This is a genomic window from Anaeromyxobacter sp., assembly GCA_016718565.1.
Classification (GTDB): Bacteria; Myxococcota; Myxococcia; order Myxococcales; family Anaeromyxobacteraceae; genus JADKCZ01.
Map to the genome: position 1 here is coordinate 97342 of JADKCZ010000003.1, position 16492 is coordinate 113833.

At 74.2% G+C, this 16492-nt stretch carries 14 protein-coding genes; 6 read left to right on the forward strand and 8 right to left on the reverse strand.

Features of this window, described 5'->3' with window-relative positions:
- Positions 1 to 27 precede the first annotated feature (27 nt).
- Positions 28 to 1752: an acetyl-CoA carboxylase carboxyltransferase subunit gene (locus tag IPO09_10610; protein MBK9517786.1), complete on the reverse strand. Its 1725-nt coding sequence runs from the start codon at positions 1750 to 1752 to the stop codon at positions 28 to 30.
- Positions 1753 to 2095: 343 nt separating this feature from the next.
- Here IPO09_10610 and IPO09_10615 point away from each other — a divergent pair, with 343 nt between their 5' ends.
- Positions 2096 to 2704, forward strand: a complete 609-nt coding sequence (locus IPO09_10615; GenBank protein MBK9517787.1) for a PilZ domain-containing protein — start codon at positions 2096 to 2098, stop codon at positions 2702 to 2704.
- 17 nt (positions 2705 to 2721) lie between these two features.
- Here IPO09_10615 and IPO09_10620 read toward each other — a convergent pair whose 3' ends face one another.
- From IPO09_10620 to IPO09_10630, 3 genes are all read right to left on the reverse strand, one after another.
- Entirely contained in the window at positions 2722 to 3384 is a 663-nt protein-coding gene (locus tag IPO09_10620) for a DUF4852 domain-containing protein (GenBank protein MBK9517788.1), read from the reverse strand.
- A gap of 160 nt (positions 3385 to 3544) precedes the next feature.
- Complete coding sequence (locus IPO09_10625; GenBank protein MBK9517789.1) at positions 3545 to 4012, reverse strand: YbaK/EbsC family protein; 468 nt, start codon at positions 4010 to 4012, stop codon at positions 3545 to 3547.
- A gap of 143 nt (positions 4013 to 4155) precedes the next feature.
- Positions 4156 to 4551, reverse strand: coding sequence for a YjbQ family protein (locus IPO09_10630; GenBank protein MBK9517790.1), 396 nt, complete (start codon positions 4549 to 4551; stop codon positions 4156 to 4158).
- 136 nt (positions 4552 to 4687) lie between these two features.
- Here IPO09_10630 and IPO09_10635 point away from each other — a divergent pair, with 136 nt between their 5' ends.
- Entirely contained in the window at positions 4688 to 5383 is a 696-nt protein-coding gene (locus IPO09_10635) for an SAM-dependent methyltransferase (GenBank protein MBK9517791.1), read from the forward strand.
- Here IPO09_10635 and IPO09_10640 read toward each other — a convergent pair.
- From IPO09_10640 to IPO09_10650, 3 genes are all read right to left on the reverse strand, one after another.
- Positions 5380 to 7155 carry an acyl-CoA dehydrogenase family protein gene (locus IPO09_10640; protein MBK9517792.1) on the reverse strand — a complete coding sequence of 592 codons (1776 nt, stop codon included), beginning with the start codon at positions 7153 to 7155 and terminating at the stop codon, positions 5380 to 5382. The two genes, IPO09_10635 and IPO09_10640, sit on opposite strands and share 4 nt — an antisense overlap.
- A 13-nt stretch (positions 7156 to 7168) precedes the next feature.
- Positions 7169 to 8341 carry an acetyl-CoA C-acyltransferase gene (locus IPO09_10645; GenBank protein ID MBK9517793.1) on the reverse strand — a complete coding sequence of 391 codons (1173 nt, stop codon included), beginning with the start codon at positions 8339 to 8341 and terminating at the stop codon, positions 7169 to 7171.
- Between the two features lie 106 nt (positions 8342 to 8447).
- Complete coding sequence (locus IPO09_10650) at positions 8448 to 10865, reverse strand: enoyl-CoA hydratase/isomerase family protein (GenBank protein ID MBK9517794.1); 2418 nt, start codon at positions 10863 to 10865, stop codon at positions 8448 to 8450.
- A gap of 448 nt (positions 10866 to 11313) precedes the next feature.
- Between IPO09_10650 and IPO09_10655 the strand changes: the two genes are divergently transcribed.
- The 4 genes from IPO09_10655 (at position 11314) to IPO09_10670 (ending at position 15237) form a co-directional block, all read left to right on the forward strand.
- Positions 11314 to 11508: a 4Fe-4S binding protein gene (locus IPO09_10655; protein ID MBK9517795.1), complete on the forward strand. Its 195-nt coding sequence runs from the start codon at positions 11314 to 11316 to the stop codon at positions 11506 to 11508.
- Between the two features lie 177 nt (positions 11509 to 11685).
- The gene (locus IPO09_10660; protein MBK9517796.1) at positions 11686 to 12618 is read left to right on the forward strand and encodes an aldo/keto reductase family protein; all 933 of its coding nucleotides are present in this window, start codon (positions 11686 to 11688) and stop codon (positions 12616 to 12618) included.
- Between the two features lie 133 nt (positions 12619 to 12751).
- Positions 12752 to 13501, forward strand: a complete 750-nt coding sequence (locus tag IPO09_10665; GenBank protein ID MBK9517797.1) for an NAD-dependent deacetylase — start codon at positions 12752 to 12754, stop codon at positions 13499 to 13501.
- 161 nt (positions 13502 to 13662) lie between these two features.
- The gene (locus IPO09_10670; protein ID MBK9517798.1) at positions 13663 to 15237 is read left to right on the forward strand and encodes a hypothetical protein; all 1575 of its coding nucleotides are present in this window, start codon (positions 13663 to 13665) and stop codon (positions 15235 to 15237) included.
- A gap of 18 nt (positions 15238 to 15255) precedes the next feature.
- Here the strand turns inward: IPO09_10670 and IPO09_10675 are convergent, their stop codons facing one another.
- Entirely contained in the window at positions 15256 to 16344 is a 1089-nt protein-coding gene (locus tag IPO09_10675) for an MFS transporter (GenBank protein ID MBK9517799.1), read from the reverse strand.
- Between the last annotated feature and the right edge of the window lie 148 nt (positions 16345 to 16492).

Consider the following 16492-nt stretch of genomic DNA (forward strand, 5'->3'; position numbering starts at 1 on the left):
GTCCGTGCGGGGTGGCGGGCCTTCGGCTCAGTGGAACTCGCGCTGCGGGCCGGTCATGGGCGACGGCTTGTAGTGGCGCATGAGCCAGTTCATGTTCTCGCCGAGCGCCTTGCGCAGGTCGGTGGGCATGACGATCGAGGAGATGGAGCCGAGCGCCAGGCCCTCCTTCGGGTTCATCAGCTCGCGCTCGTAGCGCTGGTTGAGCAGGGCCTCCTGCGCCTTGCCCCACTCGGCCGCCTCCTTCTCGGCGTCCTTCTTGGCGGCGGCGCCGTCCATGCCGGCGGTGGTGCGGGTGGCGGTGCCCTTCTTCACCATGTCGGCGACGGTGGCGCGGATCTTCCGGACCTCGTCCTTGTAGACGAACTCCTTGCCGGCCGGGCCCATGACGGCCAGGCGGGTGGTGGGCAGCGCCAGCACCAGGTCGGCGCCGGTGGGGTAGTTGTTGTAGGAGGCGTAGGCGCCGCCGAAGGCGTTGCGCAGGATGAGCAGGATGCGCGGGGTGCGCACGTCCACGATGGCGTCCAGCATGGAGCGGCCGGCCTGCACGATGCCGCGCGCCTCCTGCTCGCGACCGGGCAGGAAGCCGGTGGTGTCCTCCATGAAGATGATGGGGATGTTGTAGATGTTGCAGAAGCGCACGAACCTGGCGATCTTCAGCGCCGTGTCGCAGTCGATCTGGCCGGAGCCCACGGCGCTGTTGTTGGCCACGAAGCCCACCACGTGGCCGCCCAGGCGCCCGAAGGCGGTGACCGCCTCGCGCGCGCGATCCGGCTGGATCTCGAAGTAGTCGCCGTAGTCGCACACCTGCTGGATGATGATGGACACGTCGAAGGGGGTGTTGAAGCCGCTCGACGAGTTGAAGGCCTTCTTCAGCAGCGTGTTGATCTCCCAGGTCTTGCGGTCGATGGGGTCGCTGGTGGGCTGGAAGGGCGAGAGCGTGCCGTTGGTGTCCGGGATGTAGGAGAGCAGCCGGACCGCCTGGCGCAGCGCCCCCAGCTCGTCCTGCACCGTCAGGTCGGCCACGCCGGAGTTGCCGTGCACCTTGGGGCCGCCCAGGTCCTCGGGCGTGATGTCCTCGCCCAGCACCGACTTCACCACGCCCGGGCCGGTCAGGCCGAAGAAGGTGTCGTTGGGCTGGATGACGAAGCTGCCCTGGCGCGGCAGGTAGGAGCCGCCGCCGGCGTTGAAGCCGAACATGCACATGATGCTGGGCACCACGCCGCTGATCTTGCGGAGCGCGGTGAAGGCCTCGGCGTAGCCGTCCAGGCCGCCGACGCCGGCCGGCACGTAGGCGCCGGCCGAGTCGTTCATGCCGATGAGCGGCATGCCCTTCTCGCCGGCCATGCGGAAGAGGCGCGCCAGCTTGTTGCCGTTGGTGGCGTCCATCGAGCCGGCGCGCACCGTGAAGTCGTGGCCGTACACCGCCACGTCGCGGCCGTTGATGTCGAGGATGGCGGTGACCAGCGAGGCGCCGTCGAGGTTCTTGCCCCAGTTCTGGTAGAGGACGTTGGGATCCTTGGGCGAGAGCACCTTGAGCCGCTCCCACACGGTCATGCGCTTCTTGAAGTGCTGCTTCTCGATGGCGTCGACGGGCACCGAGCGGATGGGGCGCTGGATGAGGTCGTACCCCTCCTTCATGGCCTCCTCGTAGGGGCCGTGCGCCCGGGAGATCTCGCCGGGGATGTTGAACTCGACCTTCTCGGTGGGATCGAGCGGGTTCGTCAGGGTCGGTCGGATGGCCTTGGTGGTCATGGGCTCGCTCCTCGGGAGACGCGGTGGAGACTGCCGTGCTGCCTGCGGCCCGAGCGGTCATCGAGCGGATAGGTCAATTAACCCGCGCGCTTGCGACGGCCGTCGGACTGTCCGGAAAAGGACGTGCATCCTGACAAGGCCGCAGCCCGGAGGCAAGGCTTTCGGGTGAACGCTGCGACGATCTTGGGGCGTGCCAGCGCGCATTTCGTGGCGCAGCGCGGCACGCTGCCGGGGACAGGGGAGTCGCCTGGCCGACGTCATCGCCGGCTTACGCCCCGCATACCCTGCTACCGGTATCCCCCGATCGTGACCTATGTTCAGGGGACACGCTGAGGAGCGCATCATGATCGAGCTCGTCCTGGACCTGGAGCCCTCGGCTCTGCTCCACGCCTGGCGCAAGGACACCGGCCGCCTCTTCCTCGACACCCCGCGCGCACCGCGCCAGCGGGGCAAGGCGGCGATCCGCATCAGGCTGGTGGGCTCCAAGGTGGCCGCGACCGTGGTCGGCACCGTGGTGAGCGCCCACCAGCAGCAGCAGCTCCACCGGCTCGAGCTCCAGCCGGAGGAGGCCAGCCTGCCGGCGCTCCGCATGCTGCTCGCCGCCGCCGAGGGCACCGCGGTGCCCTACCAGCAGCGGCCGCTCCGCTACCTGGCCCGCGTGCCGGTGGTGGTGGCCACCGACCAGGGCGAGGTGCTCATGACGACCTTCTCCGTGTCGCCGGGCGGCTGCGGCATCGCCTGGTCCGGGCCGCCGCCCACCATCGGGCGCGCCGTCCGGCTGCGCGTCGGGCCCCAGGCGCGGCCCGCCGACCTGTGGGGCACCATCCGCTGGATCGGGGCGCGCGGCCCCAGCTCCACCACCGGCGTCCGCCTGCTGGCCGGCGACACGGTGCTGGCCCCCTGGACCGACCTGCTGGCGCAGCTGGAGCTGAGCGGCGCGCCGCGCTCCTGAGCCGGCGCCGCGCCGGGCTACTGGCCGGGCAGTGGCTCGGGCAGCGCGGTGTCGAAGATGACCCGCTCGCTCAGGGCGTCGCGGGTGCGCATCCGCACCACGTCCACCAGCAGGGTGGGGCCCGGCGGGCCGGGCTGCGTGCCCACCACCACCACCTCCAGGTCGTGCACCACGGTGCGCAGGGAGTTGCCGCGGACGAACTGGCGCGCCCCGTCCTCCGAGACCTTGAGGGTGGAGAACTTGTCGCCGTTGCGGAAGGCCACCAGGAAGGCCAGGCCCTGGCGGCAGAAGTCGGCCCCCTCGAAGCGGATGACCGACCCGTTGCGCACCCCGGTGGGGAAGCCGCGCCGCTGCAGGTCGTAGGCGCCGAGCTGCTGCCGCACCGGCATGGTCCAGGTCTCGTGCTTCCAGGCCTGGCGGGTGGCCGCCTCGAGTCGCGGCCGCGACGCCGCCATGGCCGCCTGGCGCGCCGCCTCGTCCCGCTCTCCGCAGACGTCGCCCCAGGCCAGCGCCAGGCGCGGGTCGGGGTCGGCGCTGGTGCGCAGCCCGTAGAGGAGCCCGGCCTCGAGCGGGCCCAGGATGGCGAGGCCGGCCCAGTGGGCGGCGGGGTCGCTGCGGCCGCGCAGCGAGGCGCAGCCACCGAGCAGCAGGAGAGTGGCGAGTGCGGCAGCGACCTTCATCGGCGTGGCCCCCTGGCGGCGGAGGGTCCGCGCACCGCGGGCATTGTAGCCGCTTCGCCGGCCGGGGAGAGGCCACGACCGAGGGACGCGGCGGGCGCAGCCCGACCAGCGCGCCGGTGCGACCAGCGCGCCGGCCCGGCCGGATCGGCCGGGTGGCCTCCTAGGTGGTGCGCACGCCCAGGTTGGCCACCGGCTGGGCCTGCTCGGCCCGCATCCAGGCGTTGGTGTTCAGCTCCACCGCGTCCTGGTGGGTCCCGGCCGGCATCACCAGCGTGGGCACCCGCTCCAGCCGCTCGTCCACGAAGATGGGCAGGCCGAAGAGCGCCAGCGGCGGCTCGGCGCCCAGCTCGCAGGGCGCGAAGCGCGGCGCGAACTCCTGCTCCGGGACCAGCTCGGCGCGCACGCCGGTGGCCTCCTCCAGGGCCGACAGGCTGACCCGATCGGTGGCCGCCACCACCGCGATGGCCATGCGCCCGCCCAGGCGCACGATGACGGGCTTGGCGACGCGCCTGCCGGTGACGTGGTCGGCCGCGGCCAGCTCCTGCGCCGTCATGGCGACGGGGTGGACGTGGTGGGCGAACCCGTGGTGCTGCTGCCGCAGGTACGACTCGATCAAGGCCGGGATCATCGGGACCTCCTCGTCGGAGCGCTCCTCCGCGCTGGCCCCATCCTGCGCCGCCCGGATCGGCCTCCGCCACGCCCCGGGCGGATGGTCCCGGCCGGGCTGCGCCCGGACGCCCAGGGGGGGCAGGCCACTCCTGCTGCCGCCCCTCACTCCCCGATGATCTTCACCAGCACCCGCTTGACCCGGCGGCCGTCGAACTCGCCGTAGAAGATCTGCTCCCACGGGCCGAAGTCGAGGGCCCCCTCGGTCACCGCCACCACCACCTCGCGCCCCATGATCTGGCGCTTCAGGTGGGCGTCGGCGTTGTCCTCGCCGGTCCGGTTGTGCTGGTAGGTGGCCGGGCTGGCGTCGAACGGGGCCAGCCGCTCCAGCCAGGCGGCGTAGTCGCGGTGCAGCCCGGCCTCGTCGTCGTTGACGAAGACCGAGGCGGTGATGTGCATGGCGTTGACCAGGCACAGCCCCTCCTGGATGCCGCTCTGCCGCAGCACCGCCTCCACCTGCGGCGTGATGTTCACGAAGGCCACCCGCTCCGGGGTGTTCATGTTGAGGGTCCAGCGGAACGACTTCACGGGTGGCTCCTGCGGTGGTGGCGGCCGGCGGCGCCGGCGGCGGGGAGCGCCACGATAGGCGAGGCCGGGGGTGGCGGCGAGCGGCGCGGCCCGGCCCGGCCGCGGTAGCATGCCCGGCACCATGCCCTCCCCGCCGCCACCCGCCGCCGCCCCACCCCGGCGCGAGGTGCTCTGCGGCGACGGGGTGGCCTGGCTGGCGCGCGGCCCGCTGCCCCCCGGCCACGCGCTGGTGACCTCACTGCCGGACCACTCCGAGCTGCCCAGGCTGGGCGTGGAGGGCTGGCGCCGCTGGTTCGTGGAGACCGCCGCGCTGGCCTGCCGGGCGGTGGCCGACGACGCGGTGGCGGTCTTCTACCAGACCGACGTGAAGCACGACGGCCGCTGGATCGACAAGGCGCACCTGGTGTCCTGCGGGGCCGACCTGGCCGGGGCCCACCTGCTCTGGCACAAGGTGGTGTGCCGCGCGCCGCCCGGCACCACCACCTTCGGCCGCCCGGCCTACGCCCACCTGCTCTGCCTGAGCCGCGGGCTGCGGCTCGAGCCCGGGCGGTCGTCGCCCGACGTGCTGCCGCGCCTCGGCGAGATGACCTGGGCGCGGGCCATGGGGCGGGAGGCCTGCGAGCTGGTGGCCCGCTTCCTGGTGGCCCACACCACCTGCCGCACCGTGGTCGATCCGTTCTGCGGGGTGGGCACCATGCTGGCGGTGGCCAACGCCCACGGCCTGGACGCCGTGGGCGTGGAGCTGTCGTCCAAGCGGGCCGGGCGGGCGCGGACGCTGGTGCTCGGCCCCGCGGCCGCCGGCTAGAGCGGCACCTTCTCGTCGCGCACCACCGCGTCGGCCAGCAGCCGCTTGGCCTGCAGGAGGCCGGTGGCGTCGTAGCGGGTGAAGCGGCGCACCCCGCCCAGCAGCAGCGTGGCCTGGTCCCCCTCGGCGACGTAGAAGGCGGCGCGGCGGGCCGCCGTGGCCACCTTCTCGCAGGCCGCGAAGGTGTGCACCTTGACGGCCGCCGCCGCCAGCCCCCGGCCGGCCTGGCTGCGGCCGGGCGCGGTCTTCTCGGCCCGCAGCAGCGCGCTCTCGGCCGCGAAGGCCTGGATGGCCACGTCGGCCAGCGCCAGCAGCACCTCCTGCTCGTCCTTGAGCTTGTCGCCGAAGCGCTGCACCGCGGCGCCGGACAGGACCAGGAAGACCCGCTTCAGGTTGGCCACCGCCACCTTCTCGGCCGCGAAGGGATCGCCGGGGTCGAGGGCGTCGAGGGCGGGCGTCAGCAGCGCCTCGGTGGCCTTGATGGCCTCGCGCTGCAGCGGCAGCTCGCCCTTCAGGGCGCGGCGCAGGATGGTGCCGGGCACCAGCAGCCGGTTGATCTCGTTGGTCCCCTCGAAGATCCGGTTGATGCGCTCGTCGCGGTAGAAGCGCTCGGCGGCGTACTCCTGCGTGAAGCCGTAGCCGCCGTGGATCTGCACCACGTCGTCCACCACGTCGGCCAGCACCTCGCTGCAGAACACCTTGGCGATGGCGCACTCGATGGCGTACTCCTCGATGGCCGCCTGGTAGCGCTCGTAGTAGCCGGGCGTCCCCTTCTCCAGGGTGGCCAGCCGGTCGTCGATCATCCCGGCCAGCCGGAAGACCAGCGCCTCCGAGGCGAAGAAGTCGGCGGTGCGGTCGGCCAGCTTCTCGCGGATGGCGCCGAAGCTGGAGATGGGCACGCCGAACTGCTTGCGCACGTTGGCGTAGGCCGCCCCCACCCCGATGGCCTTGCGGGCCGCGCCGTTGGTGGCGGCGCCCAGCTTGAAGCGCCCCACGTTCAGCACGTTGAAGGCGATCTTGTGCCCCTTGCCGATCTCGCCGAGCAGGTTCTCCACCGGCACCTTGGCCCCCTCCAGGATCACCGTGGTGGTGGAGGAGCCCTTGATGCCCAGCTTCTTCTCCTCGGGCCCGATGGTGACCCCCTCGAAGCCGCGCTCCACCAGGAAGGCGGTGAAGTGGGTGCGGTCGATCTTGGCGAAGACCGTGAAGAGCGAGGCGAAGCCGCCGTTGGTGATGTACTGCTTGGTGCCGTCGAGCAGGTAGTGCGTCCCGTCCGGCGACAGGGTGGCCCGGGTGGTGCCGCCCAGGGCGTCGCTGCCGGCGCCCGGCTCGGTGAGGCAGTAGGCGGCGGCCCACTCCCCGGAGATGATCTTGCCGAGGTAGCGCTCCTTCTGCGCCTCGGTGCCGTAGTAGACCAGCGGCAGGGTGCCGATGCCGCTGTGGGCCGAGTAGGCCACCGAGAAGGCCCCGCCCGCCCCCATCCGGTCGGCCGTCAGCACGCTGGCCACCTTGTCGAGCTCCAGGCCGCCGTAGGCCTGCGGCGCGTCGATCATGAGGAGCCCGGCGTCGCCGGCCTTCTTCATGAGCGCGGCGGCCAGCCCGGGCTCCTGGTGCTCCAGCCGCTCGGCCACCGGCAGGACCTCGTCCTTGACGAAGGACTCGGTGGTGTCGGCGATCTGCCGGTGCTCCTCCGACAGGTCCTCCGGGGCGAACACGTCGGCCGCCGCCACCGCGGTGATGAGGTACTCCGCCCCCTTGTAGAGCTTCGTCATGGCCGTCTCCTCCTCAGACCCGCTCGAAGATCCCGGCGGCGCCCATGCCGCCGCCGACGCACATCGACACCACCCCGTAGCGGCCGCCGCTCCGCCCCAGCTCGCCGAGCAGGGTGGCCGTCAGCTTGGCCCCGGTGCAGCCGAGCGGGTGGCCCAGCGCGATGGCGCCGCCGTTCGGGTTGACCCGGGCCGGGTCGAGCCCGAGGGCCCGCACCACCGCCAGCGCCTGCGCCGCGAAGGCCTCGTTGAGCTCCCAGGACGCCACGTCGGCCACCGTCAGCCCGGCCCGCGCCAGCGCCGCCGGGATGGCCTCCACCGGGCCGAGCCCCATCACCTCCGGCGCCACCCCCCTCACCGAGAAGGCCACGAAGCGGGCCAGCGGCTTGACCCCGGCGCGCTTCAGGAAGGCCTCGGAGACCACCAGCACCGCGGCGGCGCCGTCGGTCATCTGCGAGGAGTTGCCGGCGGTGACGCTGCCGTCCACCTTGAAGGCCGGCCGCAGCGCGCCCAGCCCCGCCGCGGTGGTGTCGCGCCGCACCCCCTCGTCGGCCCGCACCACCTCGGCGCGCTTCACCAGCGTGCCGTCCTTCAGGGCCACCGACTCCACCTCCACCGGCACCAGCTCGGCGTCGAACCGCCCGGCGTCCTGCGCCGCCGCGGCGCGGCGGTGGCTCTCGGCGGCGAAGGCGTCCTGGTCGGCCCGGCCGACGTGGTGCCGCTCGGCCACCAGCTCGGCGGTGATGCCCATGGAGGCGTAGGACTCGGGCCAGCTGCCGGCCAGGCCGGGGTTGGCGGAGAACTTCTGCCCGCCCATGGGGATCATCGACATGGACTCGGTGCCGCCGGCCACCAGGCAGTCGGCGCCCCCGGCCAGGATCCGCTCGGCCGCGCTGGCGATGGTCTGGAGCCCCGAGGCGCAGAAGCGGTTGATGGTCTGGCCCGGCACCGAGACCGGCAGCCCGGCCTTGAGCGCCGCCACCCGCGCCACGTTCATGCCCGCCTCCCCCTCCGGGAAGGCGCAGCCCAGCAGCACGTCCTCCACCAGCGCCGGGTCGACGCGGGTGCGCTCCAGCAGCGCGCGGATGGCCAGCGCGGCCAGGTCGTCGGGCCGGACGTCCTTCAGCTTCCCCTTCTTGGCCTTGCCGCCGGGCGTGCGGACCGCGGCGAGGATGTAGGCAGCGCTCATGGATCGGTGGACCTTTCGGTGGCTCGGCGTGTGGCGGGAGAGGGGGCCTGGGGCGCCGGTCGGGGCGGGCGGGCCGCGGCGGGCCCGGGCCGCCGCCGGCCGCGGTTCAGTTGCGCAGCGGCTTGCCGCGCTGGAGCATGTGCTGGATGCGCTGCTGGGTCTGCGGGCGGCCGCAGAGCGAGACGAAGGCCTCCCGCTCCAGGTCCAGCAGCCACTGCTCGGTGATGGGCGTGCCGGCCGGCACGTCGCCGCCGGTGATGACCCCGGCGATGACCTTCCCCAGCACCTCCTCGTAGGGGGTGATGAACCCGCCCATGCGCATGTTCCAGAGCTGCGAGACCAGGCTGGCCGCCACGCCGCGGCCCGGCGCCGCCAGGCCGGTGGCCGGCTGGGCCGGGCGCCAGGTGGCGGCCAGCGCCAGCACCCTCAGCTTGGCGTCGTGCAGCTGGTGATCGGCGCTCAGGCTGACCTGGTCGCCGTGGCGGAGGAAGCCCAGGCCCGCCAGCTCGGCCGCCGAGGTGGAGACCTTGGCGGTGGCGATGGTGGAGAAGTGCTTGAAGATGAAGGGCGACACGTCGGTGTCGAACTGCTCGGCCAGCCGGATGGCCCGGAGCGCCAGCTCCTTGGTCCCGCCGCCGGCGGGCAAGAGCCCCACCCCGACCTCCACCAGCCCCATGTACGTCTCGGCGTGCGGCGCCAGGCCGGCCGCGTGCAGGCTGGTCTCGCAGCCGCCGCCCAGCGACAGGCCGTGCGGGGCCGCCACCACCGGCACGCGGGCGTACTTCACCGCCATCAGGGCGCGCTGGAAGGCGCGCACCTGCAGGTCCACCTCGTCCCAGGCCCCCTCGGCGATGGCCGCCAGCAGCAGCGCCAGGTTGGCGCCGGCCGAGAAGTTGGGCCCCTGGTTGCCGATGACCAGCCCCTGCCCCTCGGTCTCGGCCCGGTGGATGGCCTTGTGGAACATGGCCAGGGTGTCGGCCCCGATGGCGTTCATCTTGGCGTGGAACTCCAGGCAGAAGACGCCGTCGCCCAGGTCGAGCACCGAGGCGCCGGGGCTGCGCTCCACCTCGCGCCCCGCCCGGCGCAGCAGGGTCAGGTCCACCACGTCGGGGGGCGCCTCCACCTCGCGCCAGGCGCGGGTGGCCAGGTCGAGGAAGCGGCGCCGCCCCCCCTCGAAGGCGTAGAACGCCTCCACCCCGCGCAGGGCCGCCGGCACCGGCACCCCGTCGGCCTCGGCCCGCGCCACGAAGGCGGCCACCCCGATGGCGTCGAAGAGCTCGAACGGCCCCAGCTCCCAGTTGAAGCCCCAGCGCATGGCGCGGTCCACCGCCACCACGTCGTCGGCGATCTCCGGGATGCGGTGGAAGGCGTAGAGCAGGGTGTCGCGCAGGTTGCGCCAGGCCAGCTCGGCGGCCGGGTCCTTCCCCGCCAGCACCGTCCGCACCCGCGCCGCCGGATCCTCCAGCCCCTTGGCGGCCTCCACCGAGGCCGGCCTGGGCCGCCGCGAGGGGGCGTACTGGCCGGTGGTCCAGTCGAGGAAGAGGGTCTCCGGCTTCTCGCCGCGGGTCTTCTTGAAGAAGCCCTGCCTGGCCTTGTTGCCCAGCAGCCCCTGCTTCACCATCTCGCCCACGAAGGGCGGCAGCTGGAAGGTGTCGCGCCGCTCGTCGGAGGGCAGCAGGTCGTAGGAGTTGCGGGCCACGTGGGCCAGCGTGTCGAGCCCCACCAGGTCGGCGGTGCGGAAGCAGGCGCTCTTGGGGCGGGCCGTGGCCGGGCCGGAGACCGCGTCCACCTCCTCCACCGTGAGGCCGAGCGCCACCATGTGGTGGATGGCGTTGCACATGGAGAAGACGCCGACGCGGTTGGCCACGAAGTTGGGGGTGTCCTTGCCGATCACGATCCCCTTGCCGAGCCGGCGCGAGAGGAAGTCGGACACCCCGGCCGCCACCGCCGGGTCGGTGTGGCGGGAGGAGACCACCTCGACCAGGCGCATGTAGCGCGGGGGGTTGAAGAAGTGGGTGACCAGGAAGCGCGGCCGCAGCGCCGCCGGCAGCGCCTCGGCCAGCTCGTTCACCGACAGGCCCGAGGTGTTGCTGGAGAGGACGGCGCCGGGCTTGAGGTGCGGGGCGATGCGCTCCGCCAGCAGCGCCTTCTTCACCGCCATGTTCTCGACCACCACCTCGATGACCCAGTCGCACGCGGCCAGGCGCGGCAGGTGGTCCTCCAGGTTGCCGGGCTCGATGCGGGCGGCGTCGGCGGCCAGGTACAGCGGCGAGGGCTTGAGCCTGGCCAGGCCGGCCACCGCGGCGGCGGCCAGGCGGCTGCGCACGGCCGGATCGGCCAGGGTGCGGCCGGCCGCGGCCTCCTCGGGCGCCAGCGCGGTCGGCACCAGGTCGAGCAGCAGCACCGAGAGGCCGGCGTTGGCGAGGTGGGCGGCGATGGTGGCGCCCATGACGCCGGAGCCGAGCACGGCGACCCGCTCGAAGCGCGGCGTGGCGGGGCGGGAGGGGGCAGCTGCGGAGGTCATTCACGGGCTCCGGGTGGCGGGCGCGGGGAGGAAGGCGGGCCTGAAGGGCGGCTGTTGATTTTGCAGTCAACGGGCCGGGAGTCCCAGGCCGAAAGTGATCCCTCAAGGGGTGACCCTCTCAACGTGGACGGCTTTGGTCCTCGCATTTCTTGCGGAATTCCAGGCTGTCGCGCACGAGGCCACCTGGTCCCCTTCGTCGACCGGCCAGCGCCTGATCCCGCAGGGGCGCGAGAACGCTCCGGATCCGCCCCCGGGCCTGGCTGGTGCGCCATGTGCATCCATGCGGAAGTCCAGAGTTTTCGGACTGTCTCGCTCCACATTCATCGCGCTGGGCGAAGGCAGGGCAGCCAGGGAGCATCCAGGATCGGTGGGCCTCACGAGGTCCCGCAGCGCGACCAACGACCCGCACCACCCCTCTCCCCGTGAGCGGGGAGCCAGGAGAACAGACGTGGCCAACAAGATCATCGACGACTGCAGCAGCTGCGGCGCCTGCGAGGCGGAGTGCCCGAGCGGGGCCATCGCCGAGGGCGACGACCACTACATGATCGACGCCTCCAAGTGCGACGAGTGCGCCGCGCACGGCGGCGAGCCGGCCTGCATGTCGGTCTGCCCCAGCGACAGCATCGTCAAGCTGGAGATGTAGGACCCGCCGGCGCTCGCCGGTGATCCGCGCGGAGTCCTGGGGCACGCCCTGGGCTCCGCGTCGTCGTTTCTGGCGGCAGGGGTCGCGGTCGGGGTCGCGGTCGGGGTCGGGGTCGGGGTCGCGGTCGCGGTCGCGGTCGCGTGGCCTCCCCGACCGCCCCGCGCTAGACATGCTCCCATGAACTACCGCACCCTCGGCGCCAGCGACCTCACCGTCTCGGAGATCGCGCTCGGCTCCTGGCTCACCTTCGGCGGGGGCGTGGATCGCGTCGCCGCCGAGGCCTGCGTCCGGGCCGCCTTCGACGCCGGCATCAACTTCATCGACACCGCCAACGTCTACGGGCGCGGCGCGGCCGAGACCTTCCTGGGCGAGGCGCTGCGCGGCGTGCCGCGCGACCGGTACGTGCTGGCCACCAAGGCCTACTTCCCCATGTCGGAGCTCGACCAGGGGCTCTCGGCCGCGCAGATCGCCAAGCAACTCGACGCCTCGCTGGCGCGCCTGCGGGTGGACCACGTGGACCTGTACCAGTGCCACCGCTACGACGGGGCCACGCCGCTCGAGGAGACCATGGCGGCGCTCGACGCCGCGGTCCGGCAGGGCAAGGTGCGCTGGCTCGGCTTCTCCGAGTGGACCCCGGCGCAGGTGCGCGCGGCGCTGGCCCTGCCCTTCACCCGCTTCGTCTCGTCCCAGCCGCAGTACTCGCTGCTGTGGCGCGGGCCCGAGGCGGAGCTCTTCCCGCTCTGCGCCGCCGAGGGCATCGGGCAGATCGTCTGGTCGCCGCTGCGCCAGGGGATCCTGACCGGCAAGTACCGGCCCGGGGCGGCGGCGCCGTCCGACTCGCGCGCCGCCAGCCCCGCCATGAACGCCTTCCTGGGGGAGAAGCTGGACGACGCCGTGCTGGCGCGGGTGCAGCGGCTCCAGCCCATCGCGGCGGAGCTGGGCCTGACCACCCCGCAGCTGGCGCTGGCGTGGGTGCTGCGCCGGCCCGAGGTCACCTCGGCCATCATCGGCGCCTCGCGCCCCGCGCAGGTGCTCGAGAACGCGGCCGCCTCCGGCGTGGCGCTCGACCCGGCCACGGTGGCGCGGGTGGAGGCGGCGCTGGCGGGCTGAGCGAGCGCCGGCGAGCGGGCGCCGGTGTCCGTGGCGGCGCTACACTGCCGCCGTGCCCCACCTGCCCACCGCGGCCCGCGCCGCCGCCGCCCTCCGCTCCGCCCGCGCCCTCCTCGTCACCGCCGGCGCCGGCATGGGGGTCGACTCGGGGCTCCCCGACTTCCGCGGCGACCAGGGCTTCTGGAAGGCCTACCCGCCCTACCAGGCGCTCGGCCTCTCCTTCGTGGACGCGGCCAACCCGGCCCGCTTCGAGGAGGACCCTGCCTTCGGCTGGGGCTTCTACGGCCACCGGCTCGCCACCTACCGCGCCACCACGCCCCACGCCGGCTTCGCCCTGCTGCGGCGCTGGATCGCCGAGCTGGGGCTGGAGTGGTTCGTGGTCACCTCCAACGTGGACGGCCAGTTCCAGCGGGCCGGCTTCGACCCCGATCGGATCGACGAGCACCACGGCTCCATCCACCACCTGCAGTGCACCGCGCCCTGCTGCCAGGAGATCTGGGAGAACGACGAGGAGGTGCCGGTGGACCTGGCCACCATGCGGGCCGCCCGGGTGCCGCGCTGCCCGCGCTGCGGGGAGCCCTCCCGGCCCAACATCCTCATGTTCGGCGACTGGGCCTGGATCCAGGACCGGCAGCAGGCGCAGGCGGCGCGCTTCCGGCGCTTCCTGCAGGAGGTGGAGGGGGCGCCGCTGGTGGTGGTGGAGCTGGGGGCCGGCACCGCCATCAGCACCATCCGCTCCCTGGGCGAGGCCCTGGCCGATCGGGCCGGCGCCACCCTGGTGCGCATCAACCCGCGCGAGCCGGACATCCACCCGCCGCACCTCGGGCTGCCGGTCGGCGCCCTCGAGGGGCTCCGCGCCGTCGACGGGGCGCTGCGCGGCTGACGGCGGCGCCGGAGCCCCTGGCCGTCGCTGGTCCGGCCGGGCCACCGCTCCGGCCGCGGCGCCCGGGAGGGGGCGCGCGGCGGCGCCCCGTCCGGTCCGGCCTTGACCCGGGGGGCCACGTCGCCTACTCCTACCGCTGTCGGCAGCCTCCCCCCACCAGCATGTACGATCCGCTCGCTCCCCTCCTCGCAGATGGCGTCATCGACGAGGTCCTCTCCCGCCTGAAGAGCGGCAAGGAGGCGGACCTGTGGCTGGTGCGCCACAAGGGCGAGGTGGTGGCCGCCAAGGTCTACAAGGAGCGCAAGTCCCGGTCCTTCAAGAACGACTCGGCCTACAAGGAGGGGCGCCAGGTCCGGAACTCGCGCACCCAGCGGGCCATGGACAAGGGCAGCCGGTTCGGCCAGGCCGCCGCCGAGGAGGCCTGGAAGTCGAAGGAGGCCGACGCCCTGCACGCGCTGCACGCCGCCGGGGTGCGGGTGCCCCGGCCGGTCATCTTCTACGAGGGCGTGCTGCTGATGGAGCTGGTGCTCGACCCCGAGGGGCACCCGGCCCCGCGGCTCATCGACGCCCACGTCACCGACGAGCACGCCCGCCCGCTCTACGAGGACCTGCGGGTGCAGGCGGTGCGGATGCTCTGCTGCGACCTGATCCACGGCGACCTCTCGCCGTACAACGTGCTGGCCGGCCGGGACGGCCCGGTGGTCATCGACTTCCCGCAGGTGATCGGCGCGGCCCACAACAGCCAGGCCGAGCGGTTCTTCCAGCGCGACCTCGACAACCTGCGTCGCTTCTTCGAGTCCTTCGACCACTCGCTGCGGTCCAACTCCGGGGATGCCCGCGAGATCTGGCGGGCCTACCAGCGGCGCGAGCTGACGCCGGAGTTCGCGCCGAGCGGGCGGCCACCCAAGGAGGAGCCGCGCCAGGCGCGCCAGGAGCGCGGCGGGGCGGAGCACCGACGGCCGGACCAGAGAAGGCCGCAGGACGGACGCCCGCGTGACGAGCGCCCAACCCACGAGCGGCCTCAGGGCGGGCGGCCACCGCGCGACCAGGCGCCGGGCGGACGGCCGCCGCACGGCAGGCCACAGGACGGCCACCCGGCCCAGCCCCACCCCGTCGGCGGGCCGCCACAGCACGGCCGGCCGCACGGTGGTCGGCCGGAGCAGGCCAGGCCGCCGGAGGGGCGGCCACACCAGGACCGCCCGCCACACGACCGCCCGCCACTCGACCGCGCCCCACACGACCGGCCGCAGCGCGACCGTCCGCGCGACGGGCGGCCCGGTGAGAGTCGTCCGCCGCAGGGCCAGCGCCCGGGTCCGCCGCAGGGCCAGCCTCGCCAAGGTTCACCGCGAGGGCAGGGCGGCGGCCATGGCCAGCCCCCACAGGGAGGCCAGGGTGGGCGGCGGCCGCCGGATCACACCCCGAGGCGGGAGCCTCCAGCGCCCGAGGTGGTCAAGGTGGTCAGGCCTCCTGCGGCCTCGCCGGCGCCTCCGCACCAGGGCCGACCTGCCCATCCCAGGGGCCGCCCGGCCGGCGAAGGCGGCGAGAGCCAGCGTCCGGCCCAGGGCGGCGGACCGCGTCCGGGCCAGGGTGGCGGCCAGCGTCCGGCGCAGGGCGGCGGCCAGCGTCCGGGCCAGGGCGGCGGACCGCGTCCGGGCCAGGGCGGCGGCCAGCGTCCGGCCCAGGGCGGCGGCCAGCGTCCGGGCCAGGGTGGCGGCCACGGTCGCCGGCGCGGCTGACCCGCGCCGGGGCCAGCCCTACCCCTCCCGACCGCACAGCGTCGCGTTGGCCACCAGCCCGAGGCCCACCGCGGCGCCGCAGGACGCCACCACGCCGGGCCAGCCCCAGGCCTGCCAGGCCAGGCCTGGCAGCACCGAGCCCAGCGTGCCGCCCAGGTAGTAGAAGGTGAGGTAGAGCGCGCTGGCGCCGCCCTTGGCGGTCCGTGCGCTCTGGTTCACGAAGGCGGGCGCCACCGCCTGCGCCGTGAAGGTGCCGAGCACCAGCACCACCAGCCCGGCCACCAGCACCGGCAAGGAGCCGGCCAGCGCGGCGGCCATGCCCACCAGCTCCACCGCCAGGCCCCAGCCGATGAGGGTGCGGGGCGCGATGCGTCCGGCCAGGCGGCCGGCCACCGGCGAGGCCAGCACGCCCGCCGCGTAGACCAGGTAGACCGAGGAGACCAGGCTGGTGGAGAGGCCCCACCGCCCGGTCAGGTGGTACGGCAGGTAGGTGAAGATGCCGATCCAGCCGAAGAACAGCGAGGCGCCCACCAGGAAGGCGCCCAGCAGGCGCGGCGAGCGCAGGTGCCCGAGCATGCCGCGGGTGGCGGCGCGGAAGCCGACCGGCGCGGCCACCCGGGCCGGCGAGAGCGCGCGCGCCAGCCCCAGGGCGGCCAGCAGCGTGAGGGCCGCGAACCCCACGAAGGCGGCGCGCCAGCCGAGGTGGGCGGTCACCCAGCCCGCGCCCACCCGGCCCAGCAGCCCGCCCACCACGCTGGCCCCGATGACCCCGCCCACCACGCGCGCCAGGTCCGCGGCGCGGAAGCGGTCGCCGGCGTAGGCCACCGAGACGGCCGTCATGCCCGGCACGAAGAGCCCCTGCAGCGCCCGGAGCGCGGTCAGCGCCCCCAGCGACGGGGCGAAGGCGCAGGCCAGCGTGGCCAGCGAGAGCAGCCCCACCGCGCCCGCCATGACGCGGCGGCGCCCCAGGGCGTCGGAGAGCGGCCCGTAGAAGGCCGCCGCCCCGGCGATGGCCAGCACCACCGCGCTCACCGTCAACCCGGCGCGCGCCGGCCCCACCCCGAACTCCTCGGAGAGGAGCGGCAGGATGGGCTGGGTCAGGTACATGTCCGCGTAGGCCGCCACCGTCCCGGCGTAGAGCGCCCAGATCTCGCGGCGGCCGGGTGGAGGTGGGGGCGGGCTCACGGCCCGGACCTTAGCCGGACGGGCCGGCGCCCGGACACGGCCCCGTTCTTGGACCGCGGCCCTGGTGGCC

Coding starts and splice junctions, on each gene's coding strand:
- IPO09_10625 (MBK9517789.1), bottom strand. CDS start 4,012: ATGATCCCGGCCTTGATCGAGTCGTACCTGCGGCAGCAGCACCACGGG.
- IPO09_10665 (MBK9517797.1), top strand. CDS start 12,752: ATGGGGGTCGACTCGGGGCTCCCCGACTTCCGCGGCGACCAGGGCTTC.
- IPO09_10620 (MBK9517788.1), bottom strand. CDS start 3,384: ATGAAGGTCGCTGCCGCACTCGCCACTCTCCTGCTGCTCGGTGGCTGC.
- IPO09_10650 (MBK9517794.1), bottom strand. CDS start 10,865: ATGACCTCCGCAGCTGCCCCCTCCCGCCCCGCCACGCCGCGCTTCGAG.
- IPO09_10630 (MBK9517790.1), bottom strand. CDS start 4,551: ATGAACACCCCGGAGCGGGTGGCCTTCGTGAACATCACGCCGCAGGTG.
- IPO09_10615 (MBK9517787.1), top strand. CDS start 2,096: ATGATCGAGCTCGTCCTGGACCTGGAGCCCTCGGCTCTGCTCCACGCC.
- IPO09_10635 (MBK9517791.1), top strand. CDS start 4,688: ATGCCCGGCACCATGCCCTCCCCGCCGCCACCCGCCGCCGCCCCACCC.
- IPO09_10640 (MBK9517792.1), bottom strand. CDS start 7,155: ATGACGAAGCTCTACAAGGGGGCGGAGTACCTCATCACCGCGGTGGCG.
- IPO09_10660 (MBK9517796.1), top strand. CDS start 11,686: ATGAACTACCGCACCCTCGGCGCCAGCGACCTCACCGTCTCGGAGATC.
- IPO09_10670 (MBK9517798.1), top strand. CDS start 13,663: ATGTACGATCCGCTCGCTCCCCTCCTCGCAGATGGCGTCATCGACGAG.
- IPO09_10610 (MBK9517786.1), bottom strand. CDS start 1,752: ATGACCACCAAGGCCATCCGACCGACCCTGACGAACCCGCTCGATCCC.
- IPO09_10645 (MBK9517793.1), bottom strand. CDS start 8,341: ATGAGCGCTGCCTACATCCTCGCCGCGGTCCGCACGCCCGGCGGCAAG.
- IPO09_10675 (MBK9517799.1), bottom strand. CDS start 16,344: ATGTACCTGACCCAGCCCATCCTGCCGCTCCTCTCCGAGGAGTTCGGG.